Annotated in this window: 12 protein-coding genes; 5 read left to right on the top strand and 7 right to left on the bottom strand. The window is 70.8% G+C overall.

Going from position 1 to position 17,120, the window contains the following annotated elements:
• Positions 1 to 37 precede the first annotated feature (37 nt).
• The 3 genes from pulA (at position 38) to QMK30_RS07225 (ending at position 6,589) form a co-directional block, all read left to right on the top strand.
• Positions 38 to 5,335, top strand: a complete 5,298-nt coding sequence (pulA, locus tag QMK30_RS07235) for a pullulanase-type alpha-1,6-glucosidase (RefSeq protein WP_283516331.1) — start codon at positions 38 to 40, stop codon at positions 5,333 to 5,335.
• 158 nt (positions 5,336 to 5,493) lie between these two features.
• Positions 5,494 to 5,844, top strand: coding sequence for a 5-carboxymethyl-2-hydroxymuconate Delta-isomerase (locus QMK30_RS07230; RefSeq protein ID WP_283516330.1), 351 nt, complete (start codon positions 5,494 to 5,496; stop codon positions 5,842 to 5,844).
• Between the two features lie 58 nt (positions 5,845 to 5,902).
• A complete protein-coding gene (locus tag QMK30_RS07225) occupies positions 5,903 to 6,589 on the top strand; it encodes a DUF4230 domain-containing protein (RefSeq protein WP_283516329.1) in 687 nt (228 codons plus the stop codon).
• On the opposite strand, the gene QMK30_RS07220 is transcribed toward QMK30_RS07225, so the two are convergent.
• From QMK30_RS07220 to QMK30_RS07205, 4 genes are all read right to left on the bottom strand, one after another.
• Positions 6,568 to 7,287, bottom strand: a complete 720-nt coding sequence (locus QMK30_RS07220; RefSeq protein WP_283516328.1) for a TetR/AcrR family transcriptional regulator — start codon at positions 7,285 to 7,287, stop codon at positions 6,568 to 6,570. The genes QMK30_RS07225 and QMK30_RS07220 overlap by 22 nt on opposite strands.
• A 35-nt stretch (positions 7,288 to 7,322) precedes the next feature.
• On the bottom strand, positions 7,323 to 8,402 hold the full coding sequence (locus QMK30_RS07215) for a PDR/VanB family oxidoreductase (protein WP_283516327.1): 1,080 nt from the start codon (positions 8,400 to 8,402) through the stop codon (positions 7,323 to 7,325).
• Position 8,403: 1 nt separating this feature from the next.
• A complete protein-coding gene (locus QMK30_RS07210; protein ID WP_283516326.1) occupies positions 8,404 to 9,312 on the bottom strand; it encodes a metal-dependent hydrolase in 909 nt (302 codons plus the stop codon).
• Positions 9,313 to 9,693: 381 nt separating this feature from the next.
• Positions 9,694 to 11,643, bottom strand: a complete 1,950-nt coding sequence (locus QMK30_RS07205; protein ID WP_283516358.1) for a hypothetical protein — start codon at positions 11,641 to 11,643, stop codon at positions 9,694 to 9,696.
• Between the two features lie 566 nt (positions 11,644 to 12,209).
• On the opposite strand from QMK30_RS07205, the gene QMK30_RS07200 reads away from it, so the two are divergent.
• Positions 12,210 to 12,668 (top strand): hypothetical protein, encoded by a 459-nt coding sequence (locus QMK30_RS07200; RefSeq protein WP_283516325.1) that lies wholly within the window; start codon positions 12,210 to 12,212, stop codon positions 12,666 to 12,668.
• A gap of 75 nt (positions 12,669 to 12,743) precedes the next feature.
• On the opposite strand, the gene QMK30_RS07195 is transcribed toward QMK30_RS07200, so the two are convergent.
• A complete protein-coding gene (locus tag QMK30_RS07195; RefSeq protein ID WP_283516324.1) occupies positions 12,744 to 14,294 on the bottom strand; it encodes a DUF1996 domain-containing protein in 1,551 nt (516 codons plus the stop codon).
• Between the two features lie 143 nt (positions 14,295 to 14,437).
• Between QMK30_RS07195 and QMK30_RS07190 the strand changes: the two genes are divergently transcribed.
• Complete coding sequence (locus QMK30_RS07190) at positions 14,438 to 14,677, top strand: winged helix DNA-binding protein (RefSeq protein WP_502963080.1); 240 nt, start codon at positions 14,438 to 14,440, stop codon at positions 14,675 to 14,677.
• Positions 14,678 to 15,032: 355 nt separating this feature from the next.
• Here the strand turns inward: QMK30_RS07190 and QMK30_RS07185 are convergent, their stop codons facing one another.
• Both QMK30_RS07185 and QMK30_RS07180 read right to left on the bottom strand, forming a co-directional pair.
• Positions 15,033 to 15,695: a response regulator transcription factor gene (locus QMK30_RS07185; RefSeq protein ID WP_283516323.1), complete on the bottom strand. Its 663-nt coding sequence runs from the start codon at positions 15,693 to 15,695 to the stop codon at positions 15,033 to 15,035.
• 150 nt (positions 15,696 to 15,845) lie between these two features.
• Entirely contained in the window at positions 15,846 to 17,111 is a 1,266-nt protein-coding gene (locus QMK30_RS07180) for a sensor histidine kinase (protein ID WP_283516357.1), read from the bottom strand.
• Between the last annotated feature and the right edge of the window lie 9 nt (positions 17,112 to 17,120).

Below are 17,120 nucleotides of genomic sequence, written 5' to 3'. Positions count from 1 at the left end.
GATACGCCCGCCCCTGCGAAGAGCGGCCATCGGTGTCGTGAGCGTGGCCCTGTGCGCCGCGCTCGCGCCCGCCGTCCCGGCCGCGGCCGCCAGGCCGAAGCCGCCGCCCGCCCCGCCGTCCGACGCGAAACTCGCGGCGGAGCCGGCCCGGCACGACCTGAACCGCGAGCAGTTCTACTTCGTCCTGCCCGACCGGTTCGCGAACGGCGACCCGGCCAACGACAGGGGCGGGCTCACCGGGTCACGCCTGAAGACCGGCTTCGACCCTTCCGACAAGGGCTTCTACCAGGGCGGTGACCTCAAGGGCCTCACGCAGAAGCTGGACTACATCAAGGAGCTCGGCACCACCTCCATCTGGATGGCACCGATCTTCAAGAACAAGCCCGTGCAGGGCGAGGGGCAGAACGCCTCGGCCGGTTACCACGGCTACTGGATCACCGACTTCACCCAGGTCGACCCGCACTTCGGCACCAACGCCGACCTGGAGAAGCTGATCGACAAGGCCCACGACAAGGGCATGAAGGTCTTCTTCGACGTCATCACCAACCACACCGCGGACACCGTGGACTACGCCGAGAAGAAGTACGGCTACCGGCCCAAGGGCGCCTACCCGTACCTGGACAGGACCGGGCGGCCCTTCGACGACCGCGAGGGCGTCGGGAGTACCGACGGCGACTCCTTCCCGTACACGCCGGTCACGACGCCCGCCACACCGGGCGAAAAGGTCCCCGCCTGGCTCAACGACCCAACGATGTACCACAATCGGGGCGACTCGACCTTCGCGGGCGAGAGCTCCGAGTACGGCGACTTCTCCGGCCTCGACGACCTGTGGACCGAGCGCCCCGAGGTCGTGCGCGGCATGGCGGAGATCTACCAGAAGTGGGTCCGCGACTTCGGCATCGACGGCTTCCGCATCGACACCGTCAAACACGTCGACCTGGACTTCTGGACCCAGTGGGCGACCGCGCTCGACAGCTACGCCGAGAAGCGTGGCCGCGACGACTTCTTCATGTTCGGCGAGGTCTACTCGGCGGACCCGGCCGTCACCTCCCCGTACGTCACCCGGGGCCGCCTCGACTCGACGCTCGACTTCCCGCTCCAGGACGCGACGCGCGCGTACACGTCCCGGGGCGCGGCGGCCGAGAAGCTCGTATCGGTCTTCGGGGCGGACTACCGCTACACCACCGGCAAGGCCAACGCCTATGAGCAGGTGTCCTTCACCGGCAACCACGACATGGGCCGCATCGGTACCTTCCTCAAGCAGGACAACCCGAAGGCCGACGACGCCGAGCTGCTGAAGCGGGCCCGGCTCGCCAACGAGCTGATGTTCCTCGCCCGCGGCAACCCCGTCGTCTACTACGGCGACGAGCAGGGCTTCACGGGCGCGGGCGGCGACAAGGACGCCCGCCAGACGATGTTCGCGTCGAAGACCGCCGACTACCTCGACGACGACCAGCTCGGCACGGACCGCACGCACGCGAGCGACGCCTACGACACCACGCACCCCGTCTACCGGTCGATCGCCGCACTCTCCAAGCTCACCAAGGACCACCCGGCGCTGCGCGACGGCGTACAGGAGGAGCGCTACGCGCAGGCTTCCGTGTACGCCTTCTCGCGTACGGACGCCAGGCGTAAGCAGGAGTACCTGGTCGCCACGAACAACGGCTCCGGGCCGAAGACCGTGTCCCTTCCCACCGCTTCGGCGAATATGAACTTCCACACGCTGTACGGCGGTTCGGACACCGTGCGCAGTGACGCCGACCGCACCGTCGAGGTCACCGTGCCCGCCCTGTCCAGCGTCGTCCTGCGCGCGGACAAGCCCCTGGCCCCGCCGGCCGCCGCACCCACCGTCACCCTCAAGGCCCCCGAGGCCGGCGCCACCGGCACCGTCGAGATCACCGCGGACGCCGGTGGCGGGCAGCTGAACCGTGTTGTCTTCGCCGCCCAGGTGGGCAACGGCAAGTGGCGCACGCTCGGCTCCGCCGACCACGCCCCGTACAAGGTCACCCAATTCCTGGGCCGCGAGGTGAGTGCCGGAACGGCATTGCGGTACAAGGCAGTTGTGGTGGACAGCAGGGGACGCACCGTGAGCGCGCTCGCCTCGACGACGGCGGGCGCCGCACCCGCGCCCGACCGGCCCACCGCCGTCGAGCGCGACTACGCGGTGGTCCACTACAAGCGCGCCGACGACGACTACGACGGCCGGCAGCTGAAGTCCGGCGACAGGAGCGGCGCCTTCACCGGCCGTGACGCGTACGGCGCGTTCGCCTGGATCAAGCTCCCCGAGGGCGCCACGTCCTTCCCGTACACCGTCGAGAAGAGCGGTACGGCGGACGGCCCGCAGCGCACCGTCGACCTCGGCGCCACCGGCGAGGTCTGGATCGAGCAGGGCAAGGACGGACAGGCCGACAAGGCCCCCGACGGCGCCTACCCGCCGCAGGACAAGACCAAGGCCGTCCTGCACTACCAGCGCGCCGACGGCGACTATGAGGGCTGGGGACTGCACACCTGGGCCGGCGCCAAGGACCCCACCGACTGGGCCAAGCCGCTCCTGCCGGTGAAGAAGGACGCGTACGGCGTGACCTACGAGGTGCCGCTCGCCGCCGGCGCGAGCAGCCTCAGCTACATCCTGCACAAGGGCGACGAGAAGGACCTCCCCACCGACCAGTCGCTGGACCTGGCGACGTACGGCCACGAGGTCTGGATGCTTGCCGGGCAGCCCAAGTACCTGCTGCCGCAGACCGGCGCCGCGCCCTCGCTCGACCTGGGCAAGGCCGAGGCCCAGTGGATCGACGCCGACACCGTCGTCTGGAAGGTCAAGGCCACCAACGCCACCAGCCAGCAGCTGGTGTACGCCCCCGACGGAGGCATCACGGTCGTCGACGGCGCGCTCTCGGACGAGGGGCAGTGGCTGCGGCTCGGCCCGGTCGCGCTCACCGACGCGCAGAAGTCCACGTACCCGCACCTCAAGGACTATCCGGCGTTCACCGTCGACCCGCGCGACCGGGACAGGGGCCGCGAGTCGCTGCGCGGCCAGCTGATCGCCACCCAGCGCGCCGCCAACGGCGCACTCCTCGCGGCCACCGGCGTCCAGACCCAGGGGGTGCTCGACGCCACCTACGGCGCCTCCGCGACCAAGGCCTCGCTCGGCCCGGTCTTCGACCGCAAGGGCAGGCCCACGCTCTCCGTCTGGGCCCCCACCGCGCACTCCGTCGCCCTGGAACTCGACGGCAGAACGGTCAGGATGAAGCGCGACGACGCGTCCGGCACCTGGTCCGTCACCGGCCGTAGGAGCTGGGCGGGCAAGCCGTACCGCTACGTCGTGAAGGTCTGGGCGCCCAGCGTCCAGAAGGTCGTCACCAACAAGGTCACGGACCCCTACTCGACGGCGCTCACCACCGACTCCGCGCGCTCCCTGGTCGTCGACCTCACCGACCCCAAGCTCGCACCCAAGGGCTGGTCCACGCTGAGGAAACCGGCCGCCACGCTCCTGCGCGACGCGCAGATCCAGGAGCTGCACGTACGGGACTTCTCCGTCGACGACAGCAGCGCCCGCCACCCGGGTGAGTATCTGGCCTTCACCGACCGCGGCTCCCAGGGCATGAAGCACCTGAGCGAACTGGCCGATTCCGGTACGTCGTACGTCCACCTGCTGCCCGTCTTCGACATCGGCACCATCCCCGAGAAGAAGGCCGACCAGCAGCGGCCCGCCTGCGACCTGACCCGCTACGCCCCCGACTCCGAGGAGCAGCAGGCGTGCGTCACCAAGACCGCCGCGAAGGACGCGTACAACTGGGGATACGACCCGCTGCACTACACCGTCCCCGAGGGCTCGTACGCCAGTGACCCGGAAGGGACCCGGCGCACCGTCGAGTTCCGGCAGATGGTCCAGGGCATCAACGGCTCCGGGCTGCGCACCGTCATGGACGTCGTCTACAACCACACCGTCGCGTCCGGGCAGGCAGACAAGTCGGTCCTCGACAAGGTCGTCCCCGGTTACTACCAGCGGCTGCTCGCCGACGGCACTGTGGCCACCTCCACCTGCTGCGCGAACACCGCGCCCGAGAACGCCATGATGGGCAAGCTGGTGGTCGACTCGATCGTCACCTGGGCCCGTGAGTACAAGGTCGACGGCTTCCGCTTCGACCTCATGGGCCACCACCCGAAGGCCAACATCCTGGCCGTCCGCAAGGCACTCGACGCGCTGACGCCGGAGCGCGACGGCGTCGACGGCAAGAAGATCATCCTGTACGGGGAGGGCTGGAACTTCGGAGAGATCGCCGACGACGCCCGCTTCGAGCAGGCCAGTCAGAAGAACATGGCCGGCACCGGCATCGCGACCTTCTCCGACCGTGCGCGCGACGCGGTGCGCGGCGGCGGCCCCTTCGACGAGGACCCTGGCGTGCAGGGGTTCGCCTCCGGCCTCTACACCGACCCCAATTCGTCGCCCGCCAACGGCACCGAGGCCGAGCAGAAGGCCAGGCTGCTGCACTACCAGGACCTCATCAAGGTCGGCCTGACCGGTAACCTCGCGGCCTACACCTTCACCGACAGCGCGGGCCGCACGGTCAAGGGCTCCGACGTCGACTACAACGGAGCCCCCGCCGGATACGCGACGGCCCCCGGCGACGCCCTCGCGTACGCCGACGCCCACGACAACGAGACGCTGTACGACGCCCTCGCGTTCAAGCTGCCCGCGAGGACACCGGCTGCCGAACGGGCCCGTATGCAGGTCCTCGCGATGGCCACCGCGGCCCTGTCGCAGGGCCCGGCGCTCTCCCAGTCCGGCACCGACCTGTTGCGTTCGAAGTCCCTCGACCGCAACTCCTACGACAGCGGCGACTGGTTCAACGCGATCCACTGGGACTGCCGGGACGGCAACGGCTTCGGGCGCGGGCTGCCCCCGGCCGCCGACAACAGGGACAAGTGGCCTTTCGCCACATCCCTGTTGACGGCCCCGGGCCTGACGCCCGGCTGCCCGGAAATCGACGGCGCGTCCGCCGCCTACCGCGACCTGCTCAGGATCCGTACGACGGAGAAGGCCTTCAGCCACACCTCCAAGGATCAGGTGCAGTCCGCACTCGCCTTCCCGCTGTCCGGCAAGGACGAGACACCCGGCGTCATCACCATGCGCGTCGGGGACCTGGTCGTGATCTTCAACGCGACGCCAGAGGCGCGGACCCAGAAGATCGACACGCTCGCAGGGACGGCGTACGGACTGCACCCGGTACAGGCGAGGGGCGCGGACGAAGCCGTCAAGGGGGCTTCGTACAGCAGCGCATCGGGTACGTTCACCGTTCCGGGTCGCACGGTCGCGGTCTTCTCCCGTCCTTAGGGGGCGTCCGCTGCCGTGTCGGGTCGACCTCGGCAGCGGCAGGGCGGCAGTGGCCCGGGCGAAAGGGCCGCTGCCGTCCGCGATGCGGAAGCGCTCTTGCGTCGTCGTACGGATCACCGTAAGGGTGACCGGGACAGCCCCTGACCTGGAGTGTGCCCATGCCGCAGATCACCGTCGACTATTCCGAGCCGCTGGACGACACCTTCGACCGCCGCGGCTTCGCCCTGGTCCTGCACCCGCTCGTCGTCGCCACCGTGAACACCCAACTGGCCTCCTGCAAGACCCGGTTCCGCCGGATCGAGGAGACTGTGGTGGGCGACGCGGCCACCGGCCGTGCCGTCCTGCACATCGCAATCGCGTTGCTCCCCGGCCGGACGGCCGAGGTGAAGGCGGAACTCTCCGCGGCGGTGCTCGACCTGGTGGGCCAGTACGTCAAGCCCGCCGACGGCGTGGAGCTGCACACCTCCGTCGAGGTACGCGACTTGGAGGCGTCCTACCGCAAGCGCTGAGCCCCGGCCCCGCGTGGCCGAAACGCGTAGGCGCGCGGTCCGGGGGAACCTGTATCGCATGACTCTCACCGACCAGCAGGTGAAGCAGGACCGGCCGCGCGCCCGCATCCCGTGGTGGATCAAAGTGCCCGGGGTGATCGCGCTCGTGGTGGCACTGGTCCTTCTCGGCACCAGGCTCAGCCTGCTGCCGGGACTGGACGACATCTTCGGCGAGGAGACGCACGACCGGTCCGGGCCCACCCTCCTGAAGTCCATCCAGGACATGAGCCGCTACGAGGCGACGTCGGGCAACTTCCAGGTCGTCGTCGACCTGGAGAAGGACGCCAAGTTCCTCCCCGACTCGGTCCGCGGTTCACGTACGCTCTACGTCGGCGCGGGCACGGTCGGCGCGTACGTCGACCTCGGCAAGGTCGGCGACCGGCAGATCACCGTCAACAAGGAGCGCACCGAGGCGACACTCCGGCTGCCGCACGCGCAGCTCGGTAAGCCCGCGATGGACGCGGAGCGTTCGTACGCCGTGTCCAAGCAGCGCGGGCTGCTCGACCGGCTCGGCGACTTCTTCTCGGACAACCCCGCCGACGAGCGCGCCGTGAACCGCCTCGCCGCCCAGCACATCGGCGAGGCCGCCAAGGACAGCGAACTGACCGGACGCGCCGAGAAGAACACCACCAGCATGCTCCAGGGCCTGCTGCACTCGCTCGGCTTCAAGGACGTCACCGTCCTCTACGGCGACGCCAAGCGCTGAGCGGGCACCCGCGACGCCAGTGCGAGGAGCCGGGCGGCGAGATCCCCGAAGGGACCGTCGGCCGGCTCGTCCACGAAGATCCCCAGTACGATCCCGGCCATCTCGTCGTTGTATGCGGCGCTCACCGCGGCCAGCGCCGCGAAGTCGTGCACCAGCTGCAACTCCAGCTCACCGCGCGGAATCCGCCGCCCGTCCAGCCAGATCAGCGCCGTCGACTCGGCCAGCGACACCCAGGACCGCACGACCATCGCGAGGCGGGCCGGCGGTTCGCTGACGTCGAGGTGCGAGAGGATCTGCTCGTACGCGGCCTGCCGCACCTCGTCGATCATCGCGTTGGTCGTGGAGGAGCCGACGGCGGGGCCGCCGCGCATCAGCGCGAAGAAGCCCGGACCGTGCTCGTCGACGAAGTCGAAGAACCGCCCCATGACCCGCAGCAGCCGTGCCCCGAGGGGCCCTTCGCGCGGTTCGACGAACCGCGTGGCCAGCTCGTCGGCGGCCCTTCGCAGCGCCGCCTCGTACAGGCTCTGCTTGCCGGGGAAGTAGTGATAGACCAGCGGTCGCGAAATGCCCGCGGCGGCCGCTATCTCGTCGATCGACACCTCGTCGGGCGAGCGGTGGCTGAACAGCTCCAGCGCGACGCTGATCAGCTGCTGCCTGCGCTCCTCGACGCCCATTCTGCGGCGTACCCCGGTCGTCATACGAACAGCGTAACCGCCGGGGTCGCGGCTGCCTCCTACAGATCGAGAACCAGCCGCTCGCCGCGGGCGCGCGAGACACAGATCAGCATCGAGTCGTCGCGCTCCGCGTCGGTCAGCAACTCGTCACGATGATCGATCTCGCCCTCCAGGACGCGCTGTTGGCAGGTACCACAGAAACCCTGCTCACAGGAGTACGAGACGTTGGGCAGCTCCGCGCGGACCGCGGCGAGCACGGTGGTGCCGGGCGCGACGCTCAGCGTGCGTCCGCTGCGGCGCAGTTCGAGCTCGAAGGCCCCTCCCGCACCTGCGGGTGTGCCGGGTGCGAAGCGCTCCAGGTGCAGGGTGCCGCCCGCCGGGAGACAGGCGGTGACCGCGACCATCAGAGGCTCGGGGCCGCAGCAGTAGACCGCCGCCCCCTGCGGGGCGCGCGCGAGGAACCCCGGCAGGTCGGGCAGGCCGTCCTCGTCCTCGGCCACCACCAGGGCGCGTCCGGGGCCCGCCAGCTTCTCGATCTCTTCGAGGTAGGGCATCGAGGCGCGGGTGCGGCCCCCGTAGAGCAGCCGCCACTCGGCGCCCGCCGCCTCCGCGGCCCGCAGCATCGGCAGGACGGGGGTGACGCCGATGCCGCCCGCGACGAAGACATAGGCGGGGGCGGGGATCAGCGGGAAGCGGTTGCGCGGGCCGCGGACTTCGAGCTCCGTGCCCTCGTGGATCTGCTCGTGGACCTCCCGCGAACCGCCCCTGCCGTCCGCGACGAGGCGCGTCGCCAGGGTGTACGTACTGCGGTCGGCCGGGTCGCCGCACAGCGAGTACTGGCGCACCTGGCCGGACGGCAGCACCAGATCGACATGCGCGCCGGGCTGCCAGGCGGGCAGATCGCCCGTGTCCAGCGCCTCCAGCCGCAACTCGACCACGCCTTCGGCGGGTTCGCTGCGCGCGGCGACCAGCAGCCGCACGGCGGAGCACCGCGGGGCGGGGGTGGCGCGGGCGCCCGACACCGGTATTTCCAGGGCCGGCAGCGGCCACAGCGGTGAGCGGCCTATGCGGCGGCGCAGGGCGCGCCGGGCGAGCAGCGCGACGCCGGTGGCGACAACGAGCGTGCGGGCGCGGGGCATGTCAGGAGCCTCCGGGGACGGTCGTCTCGGCGGCGGTCGCGGCGGGTGAGCTCGCGAGGTACGCCACGGCCTGGGCGGTGCTGCCCTCCTGGGAGGGGTGGTACGTACGACTGAGGTAGCGCGGCACGGACCGGATCACCGCGCCCGTGGTCGGCAGCACCCCCTGGCGTCCGCCGCGCAGGAAGTCCCGGAAGCTGGCCTTCCCGTCGAGGATCGTCGGGTCGTTCGCCATGAAGAACCGCATGCCGCGCTGCCACAGGAAGGCCAGCGCGGTGAACGCGGTCGCCCAGGTCCTGGCCCGCCGCCGGTAGCTGCCGTCGACATGCATGAACAGCTCGAAGGCGACGGACCGGTGCTCGACCTCCTCCGCGCCGTGCCAGCGCAGCAGATCGAGCATGGTCGGATCGGCGCCGCGCCGGTCGAGCTCATCGGCGTTGAGCACCCAGTCGCCGAGGAACGCGGTGTAGTGCTCGATCGCCGCGATGGTCGCGACCCGCTCCATCAGCCACCACTCGCGCGCCCTGCCCGGCGGCAGTGTGCGGTCGCCGAGCAGCTTCTCGAAGAGCCAGTCGACCTGCGCGGTGTACGGCGTCGGGTCGAGGCCCTGCTTCTTCAGGTGCGGCAGTACGTCGTCGTGGGCCTGGGAGTGCATGGCCTCCTGGCCGATGAAGCCGATGACGTCCTCGCGCAGCCGCTCGTCACGGATGTACGGCAGCACCTGCTGGTAGACGTGCACGAACCAGCGCTCGCCCGCCGGGAGGAGCAGGTGCAGCACATTGATGGTGTGGGTGGTGGCCGGGTCGCCGGGGAGCCAGTGGAGCGGGGTGGCGTCCCAGTCGAAGGAGACGTTGCGGGCCTTGAGGGGAGCCCACTCCGAAACGACCGGGGCCGGCCCCTGCGTATTAGACATGGCGTCAATGTACTGACCGGTAGACGCTTGGCAACAGGTCTGTGCACGGCTTTTCTGGTCCGGCGGAGCTCTCCGGATGCTGAGCATCTCCAGCCCCTCCGGCGTTTGAGGACACGCCCGTAGGGCTTCCCGAGGTCCGAAGCTTGCCCCGGCTTCGGGAAGGGGTGGGTAGGCGGGCCCCGCGGGCCCGGCGGGGCCCGCCTACCCGCAGGCCCCGCTTACGACCTCGGGGGCAAGGGCGCGCGGGCTCCCGGCGTCCTGCGACTCCGCCTCCGGCGTTGTCGTCGGTCGACGACGCTCCGCGTCGCCTCCCTCCTCCGCCTTGGACGCGAAGCCGCAGGACGCCGCTCGCCGATCCACGCTCCATTGCCCCCGAGGTCGTTACCGCAGCGCCCCCACCCGCGTCCCGTCCGCCAGCCGCCCGTCCAGCTCCGCCTGCGCCCCCGCCTTCGCCCGCACCGCGAGCAGATTGCCCCGGCCCGTGCCCTCCACCCCGCCCGAGGTGGTGATCGAGGCGAACTGCTTGCTGCCGGCCGCCAGGACGTACCAGTTGCCGCCCCGCGACTTCCACAGCACACCCGCGAGCACCCGCGGATCCCGCTGCCCGCACGCGGGCGAGTGCTCGGCGCGCGCGGCGACCGCACCCGACGTATCCGGCTTCGCGGACGGCGCCTGGAACTGCACGAGGACCCGGCTGCCGGGTCCCCGCCAGGTCTCCGCACGCGTGCAGAGCCAGTTGGCTTTGCCGTTGCCCTCGGGCAGGGTCTGCTCGGCGAACGCCCAGGAGTTCACGCTGCGCACGCCGTGCGACCGCACCGTCGGCAGCAGACAGGCCGTACGGGCCCAGCGCGCCCGCTCGACCGGCCCCGACACATCGCGCGGCGCCGACGGAGGCCCCGACGTCAGCCGGGCCGGGGTCAGCTCGCCGAGGTCGGTCATCAGCCGCGCGCCCACGTCGTCCCGCAGCTCCAGGGCGTCCCAGGACCGGCAGTCGCGCGCCTGCGCGGGGCTGAGCACCGGGTCGGTCACGCCGTCCGGGGTACGGGCCAGCGGCGCCGGGTTCCCGGCCGGCACGAGCAGGTCCCGTACGGACGCCTTGCGCACCCAGGGGGCCGTCAGATAACGGACGTTGCCGTCGGTGCGGCCAACCACCAGGGCGTTCGCGGCGGCCGCGTCCGCGCTGTCGACGCGCGCGAAGTCGATCGCCGCGCCCGTCGTGGAGGCCCTCGGCTCCGCGTAACGGACGATGCGCAGGCCGTCGTACAGCAGCACGACCCGCACCCTGTCGACATCGCCCGCGAACAGGAGCTGGGGCGCGCCCATCGGGGGCCCGACCGGGGTGCCGGGGGTCGCGGACGCCTGCACGGAGGGGCCCGGTCTTGCCCAGACGGCGAGGGCGCGGCGCAGCAGGGCGCGGTCGTCGGCCCGGTTGCCGCGGGTGGGCCACACGGAGAAGTCGCTGCGGGAGGACCGCTTCCACACCGCAGGGGCGACCCGGACCGTCTTCGCCGGGTCCAGGGCCTGCTCCGCCGCCGGATTGCGGGCGTAGGCGGGCGCGGCGGCGCCGTCCGGCCCCCAGCCCTCGCCCGGCAGCCCCAGTAGCGCGCCGCACACCACGACGGCCGCCGTCGCGGCGAGCGCGGCCTTCGCGTGCTGTCTGCGCCGCATCAGGTCGGTCGGCCTGGCCTGCAGCGAACACGGGTCGAACTCCGGGGACTTCAGCAGCGCCGCCGCGTTCTCGGCGCCCTCCGCGTCGGACGCGCCGACGCCGTCCGCCTCGGCGAGCGCGGCGCCCGGATCGGCGACCCCGGCAGCGGTGAGGGTCCGCGTCACCTCAGGGTCGGGCAACCGCTCAAGGCCACGCAGCACGTACGCGGCGCGGCCGGGCCCGGAGAGCGCGGACAGCCGCTGGTCCAGGGCGAGTTCATCGGCTCCGCCGGAGCGCGGGAACAGCCGCAGGCCCCACACCTGGGGCAGCAGCGGCGGCAGCTGGGACCGCTTGGGCCAGGCCCTGCGGCGCAGCGGCAGCCCGGCCTCCAGGGCCTGGCGCAGCACCTGCCGGCGCAGATACACGTACCCCGGATCGACCGGGCCGCCCTCGCGGCGCCGCGGCGGCGGGACGGCGGCGGAGCCCGGGGTCCGGCCGCGCGGCAGCGAGCGCTGCGCGAGTGCGTGCGCGGTGAGCACCCGGCGGTTGCGGCCGAGGTTCGGCGGCAGCACCAGGTACGCCAGCCGCACGAGCCGCGGATAGTGTTCGACGAGCGCGGCCTCGGCCTGCTCGACATCGATGGGCTCGGAAGCAGGGCGGTTGATGACATCCTGTGGGCGCACGTTCAACAGAACGAGCGAATCGTCGGATGGTCACCTCGCGAGACCCGCAGGCTCCCGAACCCGCCCTGCCCGCAAGGCGGTTCAGAGCCCTTCGATCACCGGTCAGGACGGCCGCAGGCCACTGGACACCTTCCGGTTCAGTCCACCCGCCAGCCGCTGAACCCGCCCGTGCCGCGCGCCCCGCTGCCGCGGGGCAGGTCGAGCTGCGTACCCGACCAGGAGATGTGCGCGCCGCAGAGGTACTTGAGGTACCAGCCGTACCAGCCGTACCAGCGCGGCGCGCGTCGTCGCCGTGGCGTTCTCCGCCGCGCCGAGTGCGGGCAATTCCTGGGCCATGACCGGTGTGCTCGGTGAGCGCGGCTCCGACGCCGATCGCGCCCGCGGTGCCCAGCAGCGTTCGTCGCGACGGGTCCTCGGTCATGGGCGCTCCTCCGTGATCGATGTGCGGGGGTGGCGACAGGTGCGTACGGAGCGCACGCCAGGCACGGCGGAGGGGCGCACCAGTGGGGCGTGGGATGTAGCACTTCGCGCCCCACCGAATGGCCGAAGACGGCACGATGGGGGGTATGCGCAATCAAGCCCGACGTCCCTCAGCTGCCGCTTCCGCCCTGGCCGTTCTGGCCCTTGTCGTCACGGGCTGCGGCTCGGGTGACGACGGCGGGAAGCCCGTGCCCGATACGGCCAGCGGCAGCCTGGAGCAGCTGGCAGAAAAGGTGGAGTGCAAGCCGAACATCCAGACGGATGCGGAGGAGCTGCGCCAGGCCAACTGCAAGACCGGCGACGGCCGTTATGTGCTGGCCACCTTCGACACCGATCGCGGACAGCGCGAATGGATCAACGAGGCCAAGAACTACGGCGGCAATTACCTGGTCGGCAGGAAATGGGTCGCGGTGGGCGACCAGAAGGTGGTCACGGCGCTGCGCGGCCAGCTCGGTGGGGAAGTGGAGACCTCCTCGCACCACTCCGGTGACGGTGGTGGTGGGGGGAACAAGGAGGAAGACCACTCGGGTCACCACGGGAGCTGACCGCGCAGGTTGAGGGACCAACGGCCCCGGGCTTCGATCCCGGGGCCGTTGGTCAGGTTTCTTGGCTGGTGCGCACTAGTTGCACTGCCGGCCCTCGTTGATGCAGGAGACCACCTCTTCCATCAGGCCCTCGTCGAAGACGTTGATGAAGTCGCCGTGGTCGGTGCCCGGCTTGTGCAGCTGCTCCGGGAAGGAGTCGACCGCGAAGCCGGGGCCCGGCGGGACGTCGTACACGATCCGCTGGGTCAGCTGCGGAATGGCCTGGAAGCCATTGGGGCAGGCGCCGTTGTTGTCCGCGAACGCCACGTGGGTGCGGTGGTTGGCGCTGTCGGTGTTCTGCCCGTCCCAGCAACTCTGGAAGTTGAAGGTACGGACGACCTGGCTGCCGTCGGGGCAGATCGGGTACTTGTCCTTGAGCTGCCTGTCCTCGAACCCGGTGCAGCTCCAGGAGGCATTGGCGTTGGCGTCACCGTTGGTGAACGCCTTGGCGTCACCGGTGATGATGCGCAAGAAGCGGGGCATTTCGGTGACCTGGCCGACCGGGCTTCCGACGAATTTCAGCTCGACCTCGGAAGGCTGCCGTATCTGGCCGACGTTGCTGTCCTTGCCGCCGCCGTCGACGTTCGCGTCGGCTTCCTGCTGGCCGTTCTGTAGACGCAGTACGGGCCAGTAGTACGTCGACTTGTCGCCCTGGTTCTGGCACGTCGTGTCGCCGTTGGCGAAGTCGTCGTCGCTGGCGAAGGCGTCATTGGCCTGGTTGCCGATGTAATCGTGCATATGGTGCGCGCCGTTGCTCACACCAGGGGCAGCGATGACGTTGTCCGAATTGAGCTTCTTGTTTTCATTCACACCGCAATCGGTGGTGAATTCACCGTCCGAGGCGCCGCCCTGCTGCTGCGGTGGCTGGACATTCGGCTGGACGGACTGGATGTCGACGAAGTCGCCGTCGTTGGGGCCGTTCCCGGCCTGCCCGCCGTTGCCGCCATTGTTCTGGCCGCCGTCGCCCTGCCCGGCGTTGTCGCCGTTGTCCTGGCCGCCGTTCTGACCGCCGTCCTGGCCGTCGCCCTGGTTTCCGTCGCTCTGGCCGCCGTTGTCCTGGCCGCCGTCGCCCTGGCTCTCGTCGCCCTTCGGCGCGTTGTCATCGGCGCGCATCGCGCAGGGAGCGAGCCCTTCCAGGCCCCGGGGGCGGACCTTCTTACGGTCGAGCGTGGAGGCGATCCGCTTGATGGAGGCCGCACGCTTGCTCTTCAGCGGTCCCAGAACAGTGTTCTGTACGTAGTTCGGATCCTGGGCGATCTGCTGCCTCGAATCGGCGAACTTCTTGTACGCGTCCGTGATCTGGGAGTCGATGGCAGCCAGCTCCCGGTCGACCTCCCGGCGGACCGAACGGGGCACCTTCGGCAGCCCGTTCACCACCTCCGGACAGTCGATGGTCGACATTTGCTGGGCCGCGTTCTTGATCTGACCTGATGGGCGTGATTGGCCGGATTTCCAGCCGGAGTGTCCTTCTCCTGCGGAGGCATAGACGTTGACCGCAAGCAGTCCACCCCCGCCCAGAATCAAAGCGGCCGAGGCGGCAATCGCCCTGTTCGCCAGTTTGGAACGTTTTCTCGTTGCGCGTCGCATGGAACTCCTCTGCTTCGATGCCGGTGGGTGTAAGGGGGTCCCGGCAGGGGGAGAAGCGCTCCGTCCCATACGGATGCCGTTCTCAGGGTGTTCAAACCTCTTCTGAATTCGTAGAAATCTCCATTCGCAAATGGGGCGGATGCGTGGGTACGTGGATCAGTGCCGTCGACGACCCGCAGGACGGCCGCCGCAAACTGGTCAGGCTTACACCGCGCGGCGTCGACGTGCTGCGGCGCTCGGCCGCGATCTTCGACCGGCTGCGGGAGGAGTGGGCCGAGAAGCTGGGGGCCGACCGGATGGCCGCGCTCGAAGCGGATCTGCGCGAGATGGTGGCCCCGGCGAACTTCCGCCTGGACGTGGCGGGTTGGCTGGGCGGGGCGTGAGGAGCGCCTGCGGCGGGCTTGTCCCCCACCCCGCCCCTTCCCGCTGTGACATGGTGCGGCTGCCGCCGCGTGGGGGCTTTGCCCCGGGCCCGATGGGCGTCCCGGGGGTCCGGGGCCTGCCCCGGTTTCGGGAAGGGGCGGGTAGGGGAAAGCGCCGTCGGCGGCGCCCGCGGCCCGGTACCCCGCGCCCGCGGCCCGGTACCCCGCGCCCGCGGCCCGGTACCCCGCGCCCGCGGCCCGGTACCCCGCGCCCGCGGCCCGGTACCCCGCACTCGCGCCAGGTGCCCGCGCCCGGCCTCCGCCCACCCGCGGCCCGGCGCCCGCACGCCGCGCCCGCCCATCACCGACGCGCGCCCTACCCCTGGCCGCCGCCACCCGTGTCCAAATACGCCAGTACCGCGAGCACCCGCCGATTGTCGTCGTCGGACACCGGAAGCCCGAGCCTTCCGAAGATGTTCGACGTGTGCTTCGCCACCGCCCGCTCCGTGACGAAGAGCTGCCCCGCGATGGCCGCGTTGGAGCGCCCCTGTGCCATCAGCTCCATGACCTCACGCTCCCGTGGGGTCAGGCCGCCCAGCGGCTTGTCCTGGGCCCGCCGGGAAAGCAGCTGGGAGATCACCTGGGGATCCATCGCCGTGCCGCCGGCCGCCACCCGCCGTACCGCGTCGATGAACTGCTCCGCGTCGAAGACCCGGTCCTTGAGCAGGTACCCGATGCCACCGTTGCCGTCGGCCAGCAGCTCGCGCGCGTACAACTGCTCCACGTGCTGGGACAGCACCAGCACCGGGAGCCCCGGCCGCGCGCGGCGCGCCGCCAGGGCGCACTGGAGCCCCTCGTCCGTATGGGACGGCGGCAGCCGGACATCGACCACCGCGACATCCGGCTCCAACTCGGCCAGTGCACGGGCCAGTTCGGGCCCGGTCTCCACGGCGGCCAGAATCTCGAAGTCGAAGGCTTCCAGCATGCGCACCAGGCCGTCGCGGAGCAGGAAGAGATCTTCGGCCAGGACGACGCGCAAGGGATGGCTCCTTATCCGCGGTGGCTCGGCGTAGGCGGCGGCAGTAGCGACCTGTTGTGTCACTTTAGCTCGGGCATGTGTACGGCAGTGACTCAAAGGCCCCACTGGTCACGGAGGTCCCACCGGTCACGCCGGCCTCCGGAGCCGCGCTCAGAGCAGCGTGCACGGGATCTCCATCGTCACCAGGGTCGGCCCGCCGACGGGGCTGCTGACGGCCAGCACCCCGTCGAATGCCCCCAGCCGTCGCTCGATGCCGCCCAGGCCCGACCCCGCCCCGACGGCGGCCCCGCCCCGCCCGTCGTCGCCCACGGAGATCCGCAGCATGCCGTCCGCGTGATGGATGTCGACCCGCACACGGTCGGCTCCCGAATGCTTCACCGCGTTGGTGAGCACCTCACTGACCGCGAAGTACGCCGCCGACTCCACCGGCGCCTCTGTCCGCCCGGCCATCCGCACCCCCACCTCGGACTCGATGGGCAGCCGCAGCGCCAATGCCCGTACCGCGTCGCCCAGTCCGCGCTCCGCGAGCACCGGAGGGTGAATACCCCGTACCAGATCACGCAGCTCGGTCAGGGCCTCCGCCGAGGACGCGCGGGCCATCGCGATCAGCTTCTTGGCCTGCGCAGGGTCCTTCTCGATGAGCGCCTCGACGGTGGAGAGGTTCATGCCCATCGCGACCAGCCGCGCCTGCGCGCCGTCGTGCAGGTCCCGCTCGATGCGCCGCAGCTCACTGGCCGAGGCGTCCACGGCGTTGTGCCGCGTCTCGGTGAGGTGGTCGATGCGCTGCGCGAGCGACCGCCGCTCGGTGGGAGCGAGCAGCGACTTGGCGAGGGTGAAATGGGCCCGCAGGAGCGCGGGATCGTAGCGCATGGCCGCGGTGAAGAACCCCAGGCCCAGGGCGAGGGCGGCCAGGGCGGTCGGCTGGCTGTCGACGGGGACGAATCCGTACCAGTGCGGACCGTCCTCGGTGAAGACCCGCCACAGACCCGCGGCCAGCACGACACTCTGCGCGGCGTACACGATCAGCGCGGCGGGCAGGATCGCCGTGACACAGCCGGCCGTCATGTCGACCAGCAGCCACAGCAGGTCCCGCCAGGTCGCCGGGTCCTTCAGCAGCAGCGTGCACCGTTCGACCCGGCCGGTCACGCCGGTGCGCAGGTCGGCGGGGAAGGGGCGGTACGGGGCGGGGATCCGTACGCCCGACCACTCCGCGGCCAGCAGCCGCCGGTGGTTGGCGTGCGCGCGGACCGCGGCCAGGACGCCGGGGGTGGTGAAGACGCCGACCCCGATCACGATCAACGCGATCGACACGACCGCGAACACGAAGAGCACGATCGAGCCGACAAGCGTCATGAGCGTCAGTGCCAGACCTCGTACTCCGGCCAGCAGCGAGCCCCGCATTTTTGACGCGTCCATCGTGGTCTG

Source organism: Streptomyces sp. H27-C3 (assembly GCF_030063415.1).
In the GTDB taxonomy this organism is placed as follows: domain Bacteria; phylum Actinomycetota; class Actinomycetes; order Streptomycetales; family Streptomycetaceae; genus Streptomyces.
This window is presented reverse-complemented; position numbering and strand designations above follow the sequence as displayed.